Here is an 18,428-nt window from a genome sequence, read left to right on the forward strand (position 1 = left end):
TCGACCCCGACCAGTGCCGCGCCCGAGGAGCTCTCATTCCATGAACCAGCCGCCGCCACGCCCGAGGCCGGGACGAGCGCGCGCCCGTGCCGTCCACCGCGCCGCCGCCGGACTCGCCGCCCTGGTGCTCACGGCCCTGACCGCCGTGGCGTCCGGGACGACTCCCGCGGTCGCCCGCACCGCCACCGATCCGACGCGGGCCGGATCGTCGCCCAGTCGCAGCGAGATCTACTCCGAGCTTCGCCTGGACCAAGTGCCCGCCGACTACGTGGTCCTGGTGGATGTCTCGGGCTCGATGATGGGCAAGGGGCGGTATTCGTCGGTCCGGTCGGCGCTGCTGCCGTTCTTGAAGGGCCTGTCGCCACGGGACTACGTCGCCCTGTTCACCTTCGGCGACAAGGCCGAGACGGTCTACCTGGGCCACCCGTCCGACCCGAAGGGCATCATCGGCCGCCTGCCCGCCCAGGCCGGGCCCTCCGGTGTGCACACCGACATCGGCGCCGCCCTGGACAGCGGCCTGGCCGAGCTGGAGCGGCCCGGCGCCGCCGATGTCGGCTCGGTGGTGATGTTCACGGACGGCAAGCACGATCCGCCGAAGGGCTCCCGGTACCGCACGTCCGGCGGACCGGCCTGGAACGCCCTGCGGGACCGGGCCGGGAAACTGGCCGGCCACCGCGAACTGGCCGCCTACTCACTGCCGTTGGCGACCGACGAGTCCGGCACCGCGCAGTTGTCCGGCGTCATCCCGGACACCACCGAGCTGCGGCCGGATTCGGTGCAGAACCTCGCCGGATATCTCGGGCGGGCCGCCGAGCGGGCGCGGGCGCGCAAGGCCGCCCGGCTGATCGCACAGGACGCGGGCAAGGGCGTCACCGCCACGTTGTCGCCCACCGGGGCACTCGACCTGGACAACGCCGGCGCGGCGGCCACGCTGACCCTGACCGCCACGACCGAGCGGGTGCCGCTGACCGTGACCGGCCTCAGGGCGACCCTGGACGGTCAGCCGCTCACCGTCACCGGCCTCCCGGACCGGGTGTCCCTGAAGCCCGGCGCGGCACGGCAGTTCGACGTCCAGGTACGGGGCGAGCCCGACGCCGGGCTGCTGCCGGTGCGGCAGACCTGGGAGGACGAGGTCGGCCTGACCGTGCACGGCAAGGTCACGACGCCCTGGGCGGCCACCCTGGACGACGTGAGGTTCCAGGTGCCGGCGGCGGTGCAGGGGCCGGCCAGGGGGCTGAGGCTGCGGGCGCAGGTCGGCTCCGCGCTGACCCTGCCCCTGCTGATCGGGGTTCCGCTGGTGACCCTGCTTGCGGTCCTGATGCTGTGGTTGCGGTACAACCGGGCGGTCCTGAACGGCGCACTGACCCTCTCCCCGGCGCTCGGCGACGGTCCGCAGGACCACATCACCCTGCGCGGGCGGAAGTTGGTGTTCGTGCCGCCGCAGATCGGTGGCAAGGGGCGGGTCCACGGCCGCCGGCTCCGGGCGGCCGACGGCCGTCGCGAGATCGTGCTGCACCTCAGCTACAGCCCGGACGGCACTCCGGCACGGAGCGCGGACGCCGTATGCCGGCCGGGCGACGCGGTAGTGATCAACGGCATCCGCTTCGTCTACCGGCCGGAACACGGCGGGCCGTCCGCGGCCGCCGTGACGGAAGCCGGTGGGGAGCCCGGCCCCATGCCGATCCCGCGGCCCGGTTCACTCCCGCCGAACGGGGACGGCCCCTGGGGCAGCCCCCCGCCGCGACCGCCCGCGCAGCGCGAGAGGCCCGCGCCTTCGGAACGGGACCTGCCGTGACCGGCCCCGCCCTCAATGTCGCCGCCACCCGGGTCGGAACCCACGCCCTGGGCCCCGGGCGACGGTCGGTGGTGTGGGTGCAGGGCTGCCCCTTCCGCTGCCCAGGCTGCCTGGCACCGGAGTGGATCCCGAACCGCGCCGCCCGCCATGTGCGGCCCGCCGAGCTGGCCGACGAGTTGCTCGCCGATCCCGGCGTGACGGGTCTGACGCTCTCCGGCGGCGAGCCGATGGCCCAGGCCGACGGGCTTGCCGCGCTGGTCCGCGCGGCCCGCGGCCGTCGCGACCTCTCGGTGATCTGCTTCACCGGCTACCGCCTGGAACGGCTGCGTGCCCGCCCGCCCGTACCGGGTGTCAGCGAACTGCTCGGCCTCCTGGACGTGCTGATCGACGGCCGGTACGTCGGCGGCCTCGACGACGGCAAGGGGCTGCGAGGAAGCAGCAACCAGCGCGTCCACCACCTCACGCCCCGGCTTGCCGGATGCGGGTACGACTTCACCGGCGGGCCGCGTACCGCCGAGATCACCGTCGACGGGACCACCGCCCTGCTGGTCGGGGTCCCCCCTCCGGGGCTGCTCACGGCCTTCGACTCCGCCGTGGACGAGGCCCGTTCGCGGCTGCACCTTCCCGCAACACCCGACGCGACGCCCGGCACCCCCGGGCGCGGACCGCTGCCAACCGACCCAGGCGAGGACAACTGACCATGAGCGGCAAGAAGCGCATCCTGGTGGACGAAACCGAGTGGTACCGGGCTCAGCGGGCGGCCCAGAACCTCAAGCAGGTCCGACGCGACGTTCCCCGGCTCCTCGAAGAGGTGCGGCGGCGGACCGAGGCCGACCAGGCTCGCACGCGCGCCGAGCTGGAGGAGCGCGCCCGCCGGACGGAACAGGCGCTCTCCGGGCTCGCGGCCCAAACCCGGCAGCTCGAGCGTGACACCGGGCGCAGGCTGCGCGAGCAGTCCGAGCGCCTGCACCGGGAGCTGCGCGGCACCGCGGATCGCCTCGAACGCGACACCCGTGCCAGGCTCGCGGACCAGCGCGCGGCCCTGGAGCGCGAACTCGCCGCCGAACGCGACCAGCGCCGCCGGGACATCGCCGGCCTGACCGGACGCGTCGACGAGCTCGCCGGGAACCGGGACCGTGCCGCGGCCGCCGCCCGGGACTGGCTCGCCGACGGCGCCACGATGGCCGATCTCATCGCCACCACCCTGCCGCACGAACGGCACGCTCCCGGCAGGCTCGACCGGCTCCGCCTGGACCTCGACACCGCGCGGCGGAACATCGACGCCGGCCATCACGAGGCCGCGCTGCCCCTTGCGCAGCGCGCCTACCTGGACCTCAGCGAACTGCGCATCGACATCGAGTACCGGGAGCTGGAGCGGAGGCTCGCCCAGGGCGCCGCCACCGACGCCCTGGTCCTGGTCGAGACCCTGATCACGGAGAACGAGGTCAGGCCGGTGATGGGCCCCGACGGCCGGCCGCTGGAGGGGGCCGAGCTCGATGTGGACCACTGGTCGGAGGGCGGGCTGGAGGAGCTGCGGGACCAGGTGGCCGAGCGGCTCTCCCGGGCGAGGGACGACGCGACGACCGTTGCCGAGCAGCGCGAACTGGCCGTCGAGGCGGCGGAAATGGAGCAGCGGCTCGGCGAGATCGTGGACCGGGCGGGCATGCGGCTGCTCGCCTCACAACTGCGCGTGAACCTCGCCGACTCCGTGGCCGGGACACTCTCCCGGATCGGCGCCTACGAGGTGGCGGACGGCGAGTACGAGGACGAGGACGAACGCCGTTCGTACCACGCCGTCCTCGAGCACGCGAACGGCAACAAGATCGTCGTGCAGGTCCTGCCCGCGCCTGAGGGTGAGACGGGGCAGGTCCTGCGGGTCCTCTCCTACGACTACGACACGGCCTCGGAACGTGAACTCCGGGACCGCGCCGAGGCGGTACGGCACGCGCTCGCGGGCGACGGGCACCCGACCGGGGCCCTGGAGAGCGAGCCCGGCGTCCCCGACCCGAAGGCTGTCGATCTGGACCGGTTCCGGAAGCCGGAGGCGGCTCCGCTGCACAAGCGCCCGGCCGACGGCGTCTCATGACCGGCCGGCTTGGCTCCCGCTTCGCCGACCTGCGGCTGAGCGCCGGCGAGCCGTTCACCGTGGTGTACGGGCCTGGCGTGGACGACACCTTCATCGGCATCGACTACCGGGAGAGAAACCTGGACGCGGTGCTGTGGCATCTGCTGCGCGCCCAGTCCTGCGCGTACGTGGCCTACAGCTCCCAGCGCCGGCCTCTGTACTTCCTGGACCCGGAGTCCGAGGCGCGGTCCCGGCCGTCCGGCCGCGCCCCGGCCGACGCACCGTCGCGCACTCCGGCGGAACCGGTGGGCTCCGCGGGGCCCGGGCTCATGCGCCATCCCAGGCTGCGCGGCCCACTCGGCCGGGTGGTGGTCCGCCCGCCCGCACAGGAACGGAGCCCCGCGCCCGCCGGGATACTGAACGTCTCCTCCGCCGCGGAGGGGACCGGCTCGGCCGCCGAGTCCGGCCTGCCGCGTGCCCTCTCCGACCCCTTCACCGTCATGACCCTGGCGGGATACCTGGCCGATCCGCCGCACCGTACGGCCGTGGTGTTCACCGAGGCGGAGAGCACTCTGCGGCACACCGACGCCACCCGCCCCCTGGACACCTTCTTCAGCGACTGGGCCCGGCACGGCGACTACGACCACCCGGTCGTCCTGGTCTTCGCACGCCCGACGTTCGACGCCTGTGTGTCGTACGTCGAATCACTGCACGGTTACCCCGGCCTGGCCGCCCGGCTGCGCCGGCAGGCCACGCCCTCCGTCCGCGTCGGCTTCCCGGACGAGGCCGAACTGCACCGCCTCGTCCAGCGGATGCGCCTGCGCCACGGCTTGCGCATCGGTGACTGGCGGGAACTGGACAGCGTCGTACGGGCGATGGCCGCCCAACCCCTCACCGTGAAGAACTGGCGCAGCAACCTGCTGTCCCTCGGCGACACCCCGCTCAGCGGCGGGGAGCTGACCGAGCGGGGCTGGCTGCCCCGCTCCGGCCGGGACACGCGCCCGGCCGAGAAGCAGCTGGAAGACCTGGTGGGCCTGGAACCGGTGAAGGAACATCTGAAACGGCTGCGCAGCAGGGTCGCGGCGGAAGCGCTGCTGGGCGAGCAGGGGTTGGGCAGGAGCGCCGAAGCGGCCTCCCCCCACCTGCTGTTCGCCGGTCCACCCGGCACCGGAAAGACCACGGTGGCCCGGCTCGTCGGCGAGATGTACCGGGAACTCGGCGTGCTGAGCCGCGGCCACGTGGTGGAGACCCGGCTCGACGACCTGGTCGCGGGGTACGTCGGACAGACCGCCTCCCGCGCCCACGCCGTGCTGGACCAAGCCGTGGACGGGGTGCTGTTCCTCGACGAGGTGCACGGCCTGAACAGCGAGAACGGCAGCTTCGACCGGGATGTCCTGAAGGTCCTGCTCGCCAGGCTGGAGAACGACCGGGACCGCTTCGTGGTGATCGCGGCCGGCTATCCCGACAGGATCGACGAGTTCCTCGCCTCCGACGAGGGCCTTCACCGCCGGTTCGGCGAGCGCATCGCCTTTCCCGACTACCCGCCGGACGTGCTGCACCGCATCCTGTTGCGGTACTTGGCGGCCCGCGGCCTGCGCTGGGACGGAACGCTGTCCGATCAACTGCTGCAGGTCGTCACCGAACTGCACGCCACGCGCCGACCCGACTTCGGCAACGCCGGCACCATGCGCAACCTCAGCGAGAAGATCTTCACCGAGTGGGCCGTCCGGGTCGGCGGGGACATCGAGCAGCCGCTCACCGCCGAGGACCTGCCGGAGGACTACCGCGCCCTCCTGCCCCGGCCCGCGCCCGACGACGGCACCCTGCTGGCCGAGCTGGACGACATGGTGGGCCTCGCCCCGGTGCGCAAGGTGCTCGGCGACCTCGCCAACCGCATCCGGCTCCGCCAGGCCCGCGGCAGGAGTCTGCCTGCGCCCCCGAATCTGCTGTTCGTAGGGCCACCCGGCACCGGCAAGACGACCGTGGCGCGGGCCGTCGGCGAGATGTTCCGCAAGCTCGGAGTGCTGCGTAATGGCCATGTGGTCGAGACCACGCGCGCCGACCTGGTCGCCGAGTACGTCGGCCAGACCGCCCCCAGGGTCCGCGAGGCCGTGCACGAGGCCCTCGACGGCGTGCTCTTCATCGACGAGGCCTACAGCCTGACGGCCGGCTCCGGCGTCCAGGGCGCCGACTTCGGCAAGGAGGCCGTCGACACCCTGGTCAGGGAGATGGAGAACTGGAACGACCGGCTCGTGGTGATCGCCGCGGGCTATCCGCGTGAAATGGACACGTTCGTACGCAGCAACAGCGGTCTTGCCTCCCGCTTCACGGTGCGCGTGGAGTTTCCGCCGTACAGCGCCAAGGAACTCGTCGAGGTGCTGCGCCGGAGCGCCGTGGCCGACGGCTATGTCCTCACGCCGCAGGCCGCGGAACGGGCCGGGCAGTGGTTCGACATCCGACGGCGCGCCGATTCCACCGGTTTCGGCAGCGCCCGCGAAGTGCGCGGCCTCCTCGCCGCCATGGAGTCCCGCCTCGCCGGCCGCCTCCTGGCGGACCCCACCGCCACCGACCACTCCACGTTCACCGCCGACGACGTCCCACCCACCTAATCCAGTGTCTCCCGCAACACCCGGTCGATCTCGCCGAGGCGTCGCTCCACATCAGCGGCGGCGAACCGCGCGCGGTCAAGTGCCGTCCTGCTCTTGACGAGCCGGTCTCCATGACCGTCGCCGCCATCGCCATCGACCTGGCCCCACTCGGACAACGCCTCCGCCAGCTCCCGGTCCGCGCGCGCGTAGCGCTCCAACTGCGGGATACGTTCACCGAGTTCGGTGCGGACCGCCTCGAGGCGCCGGCTCCGCTCGTCCAGTTCGGAAGTGACCCGGGCCAGCTCCCGCTCCTCCACGGCGAGCCGTTCGCTGCTGTCCCCGGCCTGGCGGAGCGCCTCTCGGGTCCGCGGGGCGAGCGCGTCCAGCCGGTCCTCGCTGAGTCGCACCAGTGCGCCGCAAGCCGCGGTCAGCGTCTGCTCGGCAGAGGTGTCCCGGGAGCGCAGCGCCTTCAGCCGTTCGTCCACCACCCGTTGCTGTCCGCTCAGCGCGTCCAACGTGTCCACCAGTCGTTCGAGGCTGCGCAGCTCCGCGATGCGGTCCCGCAACTCCGCGTGCTCCGCCAGGCATTGCTGCAGCTCGTTCTCGGCGGCGGCAAGCCGCTCCAGCGCCGTTCGATCGGCCCGCAGCCGTTCGTGGAGCGCGGTGAGCTCGGCAAGCCGCTTGTCCAGCTGCTCCGCCGGCCGCTCTCCGGGCCGGGCGGCCGCCACGAGGCGGGGGGCCTCGGCGGCCAGCGCCGGGACCTCCTCCAGCGCGTCGTACAGGCCGAACAGCCCCTCGAGCGCGGCGACACCGCCGTCATCACGAATCTCCGCGAGCGCCTCCGAGGCCCACCGGAGCGAGGCGCCGAGCGCCGCGAGAAAGTCGCCTGCCGCGAGCGCGTCGCGCAGTACCCGGCGGGCACGCCCACCCGATGACACGTCGTCCGCGGCCGCCATCCGCACCCCCCGCTTCCCTGTCACACCGTTCCCTGAGGCAGCGTAGCGCTGAAGTTCCGGCCGGCAGGCGCATTCGCCTGTGGGGCAGGGCCGCTCGGACCTAGACTGCGCAATCAGTGAGTGGGCCTCGTCTTGCGCGACGAGTCCGACGGTTGGGGGACCCGTGAGCGAGTTGGTGCGCTTCGAGGGGCCGGAGGGCTCCGAGTTGGTGGTGGAAGTGGTCGATGACACCCCTGGTCTTGAGCTGATCTCGCGCCGCGAGGACGGCATCGTCGAGGCCCGGCGGCGGCTTGGGGAGTCGCTGCAGTCCACGCTGCCCACCCTGCGGTCGGTCGTGGACACCGCGCGCGCCCTCGCGCCGCAGGAGATGGAGATCGAGTTCGGTATGAAGTTCACCGCGGAGGCCGGTGTCGTCGTCGCGAAGACCGCGACGGAAGGACACTTCGCCCTGCGGCTGCGGTGGGCACGGGCCGACACCGCGCCGGCGCAGTCGGCGAGTCCGGGGGCCTGACGGGTCGTGGGCCTCAGCCGGGAACAGCCGCCCTGGCTGGTCAGCATCCGACGCGAAGCCGCCGACGGGCCGGCGTACGGCGTCGGCGTGATGTGCGGGCCACGCCACATCCTCACCTGCGCCCATGTGATCGGGCGGGCCCGGGACGCGCCCGGTGGGCCGGTGTACGTCCGGTTCCAGCACGTGCGGCACGCCGAGGCGCTTCGGGCGACCGTGTTGCCGGATGGCTGGCATCCGGCCACCGAGGCCCGCACGGGGGACGTAGCCGTCCTGGAACTCGCAGGTGACCCACCGCCCGGCGCCCGGCCCGCACCGCTGTGCACCACGGCGGCCGGGATCTGGCACCACCGGTTCCGTGCCTACGGCTACCCGAAGAAGCACGCGCACGGTGGTGTTCCGGTGCGCGGCGAGATCGTCGACCACGCGGGCGACGAGTGGCTGCTGCTGGAACCGCGAGCGGGTTGGGCGCCGGAACCCGGATTCTCCGGAGCGCCGGTGTGGGACGAGGACGGCGACGGAGTGATCGGCATCCTCAACGCCCGGGAGCGGAGCGGCGAGCTCGGCGTCCGCGGGACCGGTACCAACGGCACCGCGTACGCGATCAAGACCGAGGCGCTGCTGCGCTACTGGCCTCCGCTGGCCGAACAGGTGCGGGAGCAGGCCGAGCACGAGCTGCGGGCCCGCCTCAAGTCGCGGCTCGCGCTGCCGCTCACGGCCGCGGGGGAGCTGCCTGCCGTCGGCGAGGTGGATCCCTACCACATCGGAGTGACCCCCTCCACGTACAGCGGGCAACGGACCGAAGAGGGCCGCGCCGATCCGTACGTCCCGCGCCGCGGGTCGGACGCGCTCCTGGAGGAGGCGCTGGACAGCGTGGTCTCGGCCGCACCGGGCAGCGCCCGGCTGCTGCTGCTCGTCGGGCCGTCCAAGTCCGGCAAGTCCCGCACCCTGTTCGAACTGCTGCGACGCCGCGTGCCGCAGGCTCGGCTCCTGGTGCCCGCTGCGGACCGGACCGCGCCGGGGGACCTGTCCCGGTTGCGGCTGCCGGCCGGCGGCGACCGGGTCGTCCTGTGGCTGGACGAGCTGGATCACTATCTGCGGCCCGGCGGACTCGACGTCCAGGTCCTGGAGCGGTTCGCACGGCAGGAGCCACCGGTCGTCGTGGTCGCCTCCATGACCTCGATACAGCGGCAGGCGCTCTTCGACCGCGCGGACGACCAGGGACGCGTCGCCCGCAGCGTGCTGCGCCTGGCCCGCCAGGTGCAGCTGCCGCAGCGGCTCACCGACGAGGAACTGGCGGACGCCGCCCGCCATTACCCGGGCGAGGACTTCACGGCGCGGGGCATCGGGCAGGTTCTGGTGGCCGCGCCGGAGCTGGAGCGGCGCCTGACGGACGGCTTCGACAGCTGCCCGGCAGGCTGGGCGGTGACCCGGGCGGCGGCGGACCGGTGGCGGATGGGCCTGCGCGGGGCGGTGCCGGAGGCCGTCCTGTTCCGGCTGTTCCGTGGCTACCTGAGCGCCGCACACCCGTCGCTGGACGCGGACGAGGCGGCGTTCCGAGCCGGGATCGCCTGGGCGCGCGAGCCCGTCGCCGGGCAGATCGCCCTGCTCCACCCGGAGCAGCCCCCGGCCCCGGCGGACACCGAGGACGCCACGTCCGGCGACGGATCCGCACAGCGGATGTACGCCATCTTCCCGTACGTACCCGACTATCTCGACACCAGGACCGACGACCCCGGGGCGGCGGTGCCCGGCTTCGCCTGGCAACTCGCCCTGGCAGGGAGCGCCTCCGGCGGCACCGGGGCCCCTGGAGAGACGGCGGCCCTGAGCACCGATCTGCTCACGGTCGCCGTCACCGCGGTCGCACGCAACGAGCTGGAAGTGGCCGTGGCCGTGCTGCGCCGGGTCCGGCAGGTCGGTGGAGACCGGGACGACGCGGCATGGGCAGCGGTCATGCTCGGGCAACTCGAGATGGCACGGGGCGAGTTCGCGCAGGGTATGGAGTGTCTGGAGGCGGCCCTGGAGTCCGGGGTCCCGGACGTCGTGCCGCTCGCTCAGGTCGAACTCGGTGGCGTCTTGGTGATCATTGACCGGGCACGGGCCGGCGGGCTCCTCCAGGCGGCGATGGGCTGCCGCAACCGGCAGCTCGCCCTGCTCGCCCGGGTGTACTTCTCCGGGCTGCTGATCCTGCAAGGCCAGCACGAACGGGCTCTGTCGCTTCTGGACGACGTCCTGGCCGCAGGCGACGACGAGGTGGCCGGCCTGGCGCAGGCCAGGCTCGGCGGAATGCTCGCCGACGAGGGTGCTCCCGCCTCCCTGGGCGGTACTCGCAAGCAGGGCCCGGTGGCCAGTGGGCCCGAGCTGCTGCGAACCCGTTCGGCCCGCGCCGGCGACCTGCCGATCCCGGACACCGGCCCCTGGACGCTCTCCCGCACCCTGGACGCCTCGGTGACCGCGCCGATCACGGAGTTCGCCCGGACGAACATGAGCTGGCTGCTGGTCAACCAGGGGAAGCTCGCCCAGGCGGAGCAGATGCTCCGGGAGGTGATGGCCGGTGGCCACCCGCTGGCCGCGCCCCTGGCCTGCGCCAACCTCGGTGACCTCTTCGTGGAGTGCAACCGGTGGGGGGAGGCGAGGCCGCTGCTCGAGAGCGTGTTGAACGCCCCGGTACCGCTGGCGTGGCCGCTGGCCCAGGTCGCACTGGGGCGGCTCCTGGTGAGCGGGGAGGAGGACCAGGAGCAGGGTGCCGAGCTGCTGCGCGACGTGATCCGGTCGGGCCATCCGGCCCATGCGCCGCGCGCCGCCCACGTCCTGGGCTGCTGGCATCTCGCGTACGGGCGAGTGGACCGTGCGGAGTACCGGCTGGGCCAGGCCGTCGAATCCGGCCATCCGGACTGGGCGCCGGCCGCCCAACTCGCCCTGGCCGGACTCGCCGCGGGGCAGGGCGACATGGACCGCGCGCAGCAGTTGCTCACCGAGGTCGCCGACGGGCCCTGGGCGAACGCCCCGTATGCCATGGACCAACTGGGCGATCTGCTGGCCGCAGCGGAGCGGTACGAGGAGGCGGAGACCGCCTACCGACAGGCCATCGAATCCGGCCATGAGCACTGGTCCCCGCTCGCCCGGATCGACCTGGCGCTCATGCTGGCGCGGACGGCCGACCTGCACGATCCGGACGACGTGGCCGCGTTCACCGGGCTGCTCGCGCAGGCCGCGGCCTCCGGACACGCCGGACAGGGCCCGCGCGCCGCGGAGTTGCTCGGCGAAATGCTGGCCCTGTTGGAGCGGTACGAGGAGGCCGAGGCCGCCTACCGACAGGCCATCGAATCCGGCCACGAGTACTGGTCCCACCTCGCCCGGATCCACCTGTCACTCATGCTGGCGGACTTCGTCGCCCCGGACCAGCCACAGGGTTTCGCGGCCGTGACGGAACTGCTCGTCGAGACCGTAGACGCGCCGCATCCCACGCTCTCCACCTGGGCCCAGTCGTTGCTCGGACAGGTCCGCGTCGCCGAGGGCGACCGGTCGGAAGGACTCCGGCTGCTGAGATCCGCCGTGGTCGCCGATGTTCCACGGTCGTCCGACGCGGCCCGGCTCTTCCTGGCCTCAGAGCTTCTGGAGGACGGCGGGAACGCAGCCGAGGCAGAGGCTGCGGAACTCCTGGGACAGGCCCTCCGCGGGGAGCCGTCAGAGGTCACCGAAGCGGCGCGGGTGATCCTCGGCACGCTGCGCCTCCGCCAGGGCGATCACGCCGCCGCGCGGCGGCTCCTGGCCGGCGCCGCGGGATCCGACGCCGAGGAGGACGTCGCCGAGAGCTACCTCGACCAGGGTGAGTACCTCCTGGAGGTGGGGGAGACCGAGATGGCCGCGGAACTCCTCACCGCCGTTCTGGACATGGGCGTCCCGGGCAGCGCGCCCCGGGCCGGTCTGCTGCTCGGTGTGACCAATCTGGCTCAGCGCAGACTGGAGGAAGCCCGGGACCGCCTGTCTGCGGCGGTGGCATCGGGCAACCCCGCCGTGGAGCCACAGGCACGGCGGTACCTGGGCAGCACACTGGCCCAGCTCGGTCGGTCCGAGGAAGCGGAGGAGACCCTGCTCCCCCTGGCCGCGGCCGAGGACAGCCCGGAGCGCCCGCAGGCCCTGCTGATGCTCGCCCGGCTCGCGTTCGTCGGCGGGCGCCACGCTGAGGCGTCCCACCGTTTCGAACAGGTGCTGGCCGCCGCCGACCCTGAAGCGGAGGCCGAGGCGCGAACCGCGTACGCCCAACTGCTACGGGAGACCGGCCGGTGGGACCGCCTCGCGGAGATCCTGTCAGCGCCCGCAGACACCCGCCCCGTCCTGGAGGGCAACTCCGCGCGGGAAGCCCGACCCGTCCCGGAACCGGAACGGCGTGCCCCGCACCCCGCTGAACCCGTCCTGACCTCACTGGTGTTGGCCCTGCTCGGCGATGTCGCCGCCGCGGAGCAGAAGTGGTACGAGGCGCGCCACTGGTACCGCCGCGCCCTGGAGGCTCCCGACGGGGACCAGGCACACGACCACGCTCGCACGGCCCTCGGAACCCTCCCCCCACCGCCGGCTCCAGGCTCGGAGGCGGCCGGCACGAGTGCGGTCCGGGACGCGTAGTTCGGGGCGATTCGACGGTGCGGTGCTGACTCGAACTGCTGCAGGTTCCGCTCGTTGCCGTCCGGCAGCCGCTCCGCCATCGGCTGGATCGACTTGCGCCGCCCGTCCAGCATCAGTCCCCGCAGATAGCAGTCGCCCTTGGCCCGCTGGTCCTTGCGCGGCACCGACGCGAACACATCAGACACGACGGTGGTGCCGGACCACCCGGGCGTAGGGAGCGTGGAGGAGACGACGTACTTGGGGAGGGAGTTCAGCCGGGAGGCGATGGGGTCGGCCGGATCGGCCGCCTTCGGCCAGTAGGAGGCGAAGATCTCGTAGGTACGGCGGCCCAGCAGGAAGGCGCCCGCGCCGTCGAAGACCTCGGTGACGAACCGGCCGAAGTCGTCGTCGCCGTACGGAAAGCTCCAGCCGCCCTGCGTGAAGCCGCCGCTGGGGTCCTCCTGGGGGCCGCCGGGCGCTTGGTAGACACCGTCGAGGGTGACGAAGAGGGTGGAGACGAGCTTGCCCATGACGGGTGCCTTCTTCCGGGTGCGGGATCTGCTGTCCTCACCTCGGACCCCGCCCGCCCCCGGAACTCACCGGTTCAGCCGACGTTCGTCGAGAACAGTCCGCCGGTCGGGCCCTGCTTGTCGCCGCCCTGTGCCTTCCTCAGGGCGTTGGCGAGGCTCTCGATGGTCAGGGACTGCAGGATGACGCGGCCGTTGCCCTCCAGGGTGGCCAGGGACAGGCCCTCACCGCCGAAGACGGCGTTCATGATCCCCTGCCGGTTCAGGCCGCCGACGCGCTGGACGCCGTACTGGATGCCCTCCTCGAAGGCGACCACACAACCGGTGTCCACCTCGATACGGCCGCCGAAGTCCGCCGGGTTCAGGTCGATGAAGTTGCCCGCGCCCGCGATGATCACCGTGCCGTACCCGGTGAACTTCTCCAGGACGAAGCCCTCGCCGCCGCTCATGCCGGTGCGGCCGCCCTGGAAGGCGACGCCGAAGTCGACGGTGGACTCGGCGGCCACGAAGGCGTCCTTCTCGGCGAACCATGCGCGCGAGCCGTCCAGTTCCAGGGCGCGCATCTCGCCGGGCAGCACGCCCGCGAAGCCGACCGTGCCCTCGCCGCCCTGGGCGGTGAAGTACTGGAACGCCAGCGACTCGCCGGCCAGCATGCGCTGGCCGACCTGCATGGCGGTGCCCATGGCCTGGCGCAGCATGCCTCCCATGCCACCGCCCCCACCGCTCTGCTGACCTCCGTTGCCCGACGGCCCGGACAGACGCGTCTCCATGGTCACGTTCGTCGTCTTGAACAGGAACTTCCCCGCCTCGCAGTACACGGTCTGGCCGGGGCGCAGGTTGACGACCGCCATCTGCATGGCGTTGCCGACGATCTCTTGCTGAAGGGTCACGCGGGGAGAACGCGGGAGGTGAAGCGAAGAGTTCCGGCCGCGGCCGGATCCGCTGTCCGTTCGCCGCCGGCGAACGGCCTCGCGGCGGTTGCCCGCCGAGCGGGTGGGCACAACCGGGAGGGCCCGGCCCACCGGCCGGCCGGCCGGGAAGCGGGACCACGAAGGGCGGTGCCCCGCTTCTCCTGGGCCGGGACTCAGCCGCCCAGTTCCTGGTGGCGGGACGACAGGAGCGCCGCGCCGTCATCGGTCAGGGAGCCGTGCAGACGCAGGCGCGAGATGCCGCCGTCGGGGTAGATGTCCACGCGCGCGTGCGTGCCGACGGCCGGCTGCGGCAGCACGAAGCGGTGGTTGGTGTCGGGCTGCAGGCGGGTGCGCGGGAGGATCTCGACCCAGTCGCCCTCCTCGCCGTCACGCACCGACACCGACGCCCAGCCGGCGCTGTTGCCCTTCAGGCAGGCCGTGTCGATCTCGATCGCGCGGATCTGGGACCGGGCGGCCAGCCGGTAGCGGATCCAGTCGTTGCCCCGGTCGCGGCGGCGGCGCGTCTCCCAGCCGTCGTCCATCTTGCGGGAACGGCCCGGCTGGATGGTGTTGGTGGCCGGGGAGTAGAAGAGGTCGGAGGCGTCCTCGACCTGGCCGCCGTTCTCCAGGGCGACCACGTCGAAGGTGCCGAGCGCCTCCAGCCACGTCGGGTCCGGGACGACCTCGCCGTACATGCGCAGCCGGGCGATGCCGCCGTCGGGGTGCTGGTTGACGCGCACGTGGGTGAAGCGCTGCTCGGCCAAGACGGCGAAGCCGTTCGCCGCGTGGCCGCCGACCGGCGTGCGCGGCACCAGCGTCGTCCACTTCACCTCGTCGCCCAGCAGTTCCTCCGGGGCCGGGGAGCCCGGCACCGACGTGGCCTCGACCGAGACCGCCTGCGGGTAGTTGCCCCGGAAGTGGGCGGTGTCGACCACGATCCCGCGGATCACCCCGGGAGCACCGAGGCGGACCAGCGCCCAGTCGTGGTCCTCGGCCGTCGGCCAGGGGTGCTCGGCGCAGGCGCCGCGCCGGCGGCGGGTCTCCCAGCCGTCCATGATCTTGCCCTTGTGGCCGAAGTGCTCGGGGTCGAACTCGGCCGGCTCGGGCACCAGCAGGTTCTCCCGCTCGGCGAAGAACTCGTCGTTGGCGGCGATGACCCCGGCGCCGAGCTGCCGGTCGGCCAGGTTGGCGTACTGGGTGAAGGGGAAGTCGGCGGTGCGGTAGTCCGCGTACGGGTCGCCGCCTCCGTAGGGGTTCGCGTCGCCGGTGAAGCCGGCCCAACTCGAATGTTGCTGCGCCGTCACGGTGATCAGGGGTTCCTTTCGGGAGTCGGCCGGGTGCGGGATGGGCCCCCTGCTCGAGCGAGACCGAGAGCTGGGGGGAGGCTTACTGGGGGCGGGTGAGCAGGGTGCCCCTGGGGTCGGTGAACTCGCCGTCCACGACGATGCGCTCACCGCGCAGCCAGGTCGACTTCACGACGCCGCACAGGGTCTTGCCGGCGTACGCGGTGACCCGGTTGCGGTGCTGGAGGCCGGCCGGGTCGACGGTGAAGGTCTCGTCGGGGGCGAGGACGGCGAAGTCGGCGTCACGGCCGGGCGCGATGGCGCCCTTGCGGGCGTCGAGGCCGACCAGCGCGGCCGTCTGCGTGGACATCCAGCGGACCACGTCCTCGAGGCCGTGGCCGCGCTTGCGGGCCTCGGTCCACACGGCCGACAGGCTGAGCTGGAGACCGGAGATGCCGCCCCACGCGGTGGCGAAGTCGTCGGTCTTCAGGTCGGCCGTGGAGGGCGAGTGGTCGGTGACCACGCAGTCGATGGTGCCGTCGGCCAGCGCCTGCCAGAGCAGGTCCTGGTTGGCCGCCTCGCGGATAGGCGGGCAGCACTTGAACTCGCTGGCGCCGTCCGGGACTTCCTCGGCGGTCAGGGTGAGGTAGTGCGGGCAGGTCTCCACGGTGACGCGGACGCCCTCGGCGCGGGCGGCGGCGATGAGCGGCAGCGCGTCGCTGGAGGACAGGTGCAGCACGTGCACGCGCGCGTCGTGGCGGCCGGCCTGCGCCACGAGGTTCGCGATGGCCGTGTCCTCGGCGTCGCGCGGGCGGGAGGCGAGGAAGTCGGCGTACCTGGGCCCGCCGTGCTGCGGCGCGGTGGCCAGCTGGTGCGGGTCCTCGGCGTGCACGATCAGCAGGCCGTCGAAGCCGGCGATCTCCGCCAGGGACCGGGCGAGCTGCTCCTGGCCGAGGTACGGGAACTCGTCCACGCCCGAGGGCGACAGGAACGCCTTGAAGCCGAAGACACCGAAGTCGTGCAGGGGGCGCAGGTCCTTGACGTTGTCGGGCAGGGCGCCGCCCCAGAAGCCGACGTCGATGTGGGCCTTGCCGGCGGCAACCCGCTGCTTCACCCGCAGGTTCGCCACCGTGGTGGTCGGCGGCAGGGAGTTGAGCGGCATGTCGACGATCGTGGTGATGCCGCCGGCCGCCGCCGCGCGCGTGGCGGTCCAGAAGCCCTCCCACTCGGTGCGGCCCGGGTCGTTGACGTGCACGTGGGTGTCGACCAGGCCGGGCAGCAGGACGTGGTCGCCGAAGTCCTCCAGACGTGCCGTGGCCGGCACCTCGGCGTCGTACGGCAGTACGGCCGTGATCGTGCCGGCGGACACGGTGACCGTGGCGGCCCGCGTCCCTTCCGGAGTGATGACGCGCGTCGAGCGCAGCACCAGTTCAGCGTCGGACACCCGAACCCCTCTCTGCCGCCGATGTGCTTCCAGGAAACGGGATTTACACCCACGTAACGGAATTCAACGTTCTGTTGAAGGAGTCTTCACTCCCGCTTTCCCGCCGTCAAGAGGCACACTTCCGGGGAGCGGGTCACGGGCCGCCACTCTGGACGTTTCCACAAAGCGGAATTAGAATTCCAACAAGCAGAACGTAGCTACGTACCAGCGGGCGGTCAACCGACTGCCGGGTAGGCTTCTGCCCTTCCTGCCCGCCCCGAAAGGAAACGCGCCGTGCCGACGTCCAGCGCCAGCACCACCGACTCCGCCAAGACTTCCGCCGGCGGCGGGGTCCAGTCCCTGGAGCGTGCCTTCGATCTGCTCGAGCGGATGGCGGACGCGGGCGGCGAGGTCGGCCTGAGCGAGCTGTCCGCCACCAGCGGGCTGCCGCTGCCCACCATCCACCGACTAATGCGCACGCTGGTCGCCTGCGGCTACGTACGCCAGCAGACGAACCGCCGGTACGCGCTCGGGCCGCGGCTGATCCGCCTCGGGGAGTCCGCGTCCCGGCTGCTCGGTACCTGGGCACGGCCCTATCTCGCCCGGCTGGTCGAGGAGACCGGGGAGACGGCGAACATGGCACTGCTGGACGGCGACGAGATCGTGTACGTCGCCCAGGTGCCCTCCAAGCACTCGATGCGCATGTTCACCGAGGTCGGGCGCCGGGTGCTGCCGCACTCCACGGGTGTGGGCAAGGCGCTGCTGGCGAGCGTGCCCGACGACGAGGTGCGCGCGCTGCTGTCCCGTACGGGCATGCCGGCCGCGACGGAGAAGACCATCACGACGCCCGAGGGCTTCCTGGCCGCGCTGGAGGACGTCCGGCGGCTGGGATACGCCGTGGACGACAACGAGCAGGAGATCGGGGTCCGCTGCCTCGCGGTGTCCGTCCCGGACTCCCCCACGGCGGCCGCCATCTCCATCTCCGGACCGGCGGGACGGGTCACGGAGGCGGCGACCGAGAAGATCGTGCCGATGCTGCAGCAGGCGGCGACGGAACTGTCTCAGGCGCTGGCCAGTTCGGGCGCGTGAGCACCCCGCTCGTGCGGGTCAGACGTCGGTCACGAACAGCCGCCACCCAAGGCCGATGAAGTCGAACGCGAGCAGGCGGGCATGACGGGCGCGCGTGCCAGTGACCGCTCTCCAAATCGTCCGCGAGCCGGGCCAGACCGGGCGCGATGACGTCCTGGCCGGTCTGGACGAGCAGGGAGATCCCCGCCCCGACCCGCGGGTCGAGGTAGGCGTGGGGGCGGCGCCGGTACGCGGCGGCGAACCCGTCGACGCAGTCGTGCGGGACCCGCACCGGTCGTTGGCGCGCTCCGCCGAGCAGACGGGCGAGCCGGGGGCTCGGGCGGCACGGCGCGGGTGTCGTCGAACGCCGCCGCCTCCGGCAGGCAGTCCCGGACCAGCCAGTACCGCTCGCGGAAGATCCGCTGGTCCCACGTCAGCAGAACGATGCGGCGGCGGGCGACCCGGCGCGGTTCTCCGATCCCGGCCGCCAGGTCGGTCCAGTGGTGGACGGTCAGCACCGCCAGGACGGCATCGGCCGCGTCGTCCCGCAGTGGCAGTCGTTCCGCGACCGCCCGCACGGCGGGCGCGGCTCCCGGCGGCCGCTGAGCGGCCATGACCCGGCTCGGTTCGACCGCGAGGACCGTGTGCGGCGGCTCGTACGAGCCGGTGCCGGCTCCCACGTTGATACGTCCCTGACGTTCC

General features: G+C 72.8%; 12 protein-coding genes and 2 pseudogenes. 7 read left to right on the forward strand and 7 right to left on the reverse strand.

The features are described from left to right. The first annotated feature begins 40 nt into the window (after positions 1-40). The 4 genes from ACFZDC_RS34205 to ACFZDC_RS34220 are packed head-to-tail and all read left to right on the forward strand — an operon-like array spanning position 41 to position 6,469. Complete coding sequence (locus ACFZDC_RS34205; protein WP_391329947.1) at positions 41-1,795, forward strand: VWA domain-containing protein; 1,755 nt, start codon at positions 41-43, stop codon at positions 1,793-1,795. Further along, positions 1,792-2,493: a 4Fe-4S cluster-binding domain-containing protein gene (locus ACFZDC_RS34210; RefSeq protein WP_391329948.1), complete on the forward strand. Its 702-nt coding sequence runs from the start codon at positions 1,792-1,794 to the stop codon at positions 2,491-2,493. Before ACFZDC_RS34205 ends, ACFZDC_RS34210 begins: the two co-directional genes overlap by 4 nt. Before the next feature lie 2 nt (positions 2,494-2,495). Continuing rightward, positions 2,496-3,881, forward strand: coding sequence for a hypothetical protein (locus tag ACFZDC_RS34215; protein ID WP_391329950.1), 1,386 nt, complete (start codon positions 2,496-2,498; stop codon positions 3,879-3,881). After that, complete coding sequence (locus tag ACFZDC_RS34220; RefSeq protein WP_391329951.1) at positions 3,878-6,469, forward strand: AAA family ATPase; 2,592 nt, start codon at positions 3,878-3,880, stop codon at positions 6,467-6,469. The genes ACFZDC_RS34215 and ACFZDC_RS34220 overlap by 4 nt, the downstream gene beginning before the upstream one ends. On the opposite strand, the gene ACFZDC_RS34225 is transcribed toward ACFZDC_RS34220, so the two are convergent. Beyond that, complete coding sequence (locus ACFZDC_RS34225) at positions 6,466-7,428, reverse strand: hypothetical protein (RefSeq protein WP_391329953.1); 963 nt, start codon at positions 7,426-7,428, stop codon at positions 6,466-6,468. The genes ACFZDC_RS34220 and ACFZDC_RS34225 overlap by 4 nt on opposite strands. Positions 7,429-7,567: 139 nt before the next feature. Between ACFZDC_RS34225 and ACFZDC_RS34230 the strand changes: the two genes are divergently transcribed. Next, a complete protein-coding gene (locus ACFZDC_RS34230) occupies positions 7,568-7,915 on the forward strand; it encodes a CU044_2847 family protein (RefSeq protein ID WP_391329954.1) in 348 nt (115 codons plus the stop codon). Positions 7,916-7,921: 6 nt separating this feature from the next. Continuing rightward, the gene (locus ACFZDC_RS34235; RefSeq protein ID WP_391329956.1) at positions 7,922-12,535 is read left to right on the forward strand and encodes a tetratricopeptide repeat protein; all 4,614 of its coding nucleotides are present in this window, start codon (positions 7,922-7,924) and stop codon (positions 12,533-12,535) included. 32 nt (positions 12,536-12,567) lie between these two features. Here ACFZDC_RS34235 and ACFZDC_RS34240 read toward each other — a convergent pair. The 5 genes and pseudogenes from ACFZDC_RS34240 to allB form a co-directional block, all read right to left on the reverse strand. Then, a pseudogene (locus tag ACFZDC_RS34240) lies at positions 12,568-12,720 on the reverse strand (transposase); the annotation flags it as partial. 81 nt (positions 12,721-12,801) lie between these two features. After that, positions 12,802-13,044 (reverse strand): annotated as a pseudogene (locus ACFZDC_RS34245) (dihydrofolate reductase family protein); the annotation flags it as partial. A 74-nt stretch (positions 13,045-13,118) separates the two neighbouring features. Next, the gene (locus ACFZDC_RS34250; protein ID WP_391329957.1) at positions 13,119-13,931 is read right to left on the reverse strand and encodes an AIM24 family protein; all 813 of its coding nucleotides are present in this window, start codon (positions 13,929-13,931) and stop codon (positions 13,119-13,121) included. A gap of 194 nt (positions 13,932-14,125) precedes the next feature. Next, positions 14,126-15,256, reverse strand: coding sequence for an allantoicase (alc, locus tag ACFZDC_RS34255; protein ID WP_391329958.1), 1,131 nt, complete (start codon positions 15,254-15,256; stop codon positions 14,126-14,128). Positions 15,257-15,338: 82 nt separating this feature from the next. Continuing rightward, positions 15,339-16,679: an allantoinase AllB gene (gene allB, locus ACFZDC_RS34260; RefSeq protein WP_391329959.1), complete on the reverse strand. Its 1,341-nt coding sequence runs from the start codon at positions 16,677-16,679 to the stop codon at positions 15,339-15,341. A gap of 273 nt (positions 16,680-16,952) precedes the next feature. Between allB and ACFZDC_RS34265 the strand changes: the two genes are divergently transcribed. Continuing rightward, complete coding sequence (locus ACFZDC_RS34265) at positions 16,953-17,747, forward strand: IclR family transcriptional regulator C-terminal domain-containing protein (RefSeq protein WP_391329961.1); 795 nt, start codon at positions 16,953-16,955, stop codon at positions 17,745-17,747. Between the two features lie 29 nt (positions 17,748-17,776). On the opposite strand, the gene ACFZDC_RS34270 is transcribed toward ACFZDC_RS34265, so the two are convergent. Further along, complete coding sequence (locus ACFZDC_RS34270) at positions 17,777-18,406, reverse strand: methyltransferase domain-containing protein (RefSeq protein WP_391329962.1); 630 nt, start codon at positions 18,404-18,406, stop codon at positions 17,777-17,779. Between the last annotated feature and the right edge of the window lie 22 nt (positions 18,407-18,428).

Source organism: Streptomyces sp. NPDC007905, from assembly GCF_042959345.1.
GTDB lineage: Bacteria > Actinomycetota > Actinomycetes > Streptomycetales > Streptomycetaceae > Streptomyces.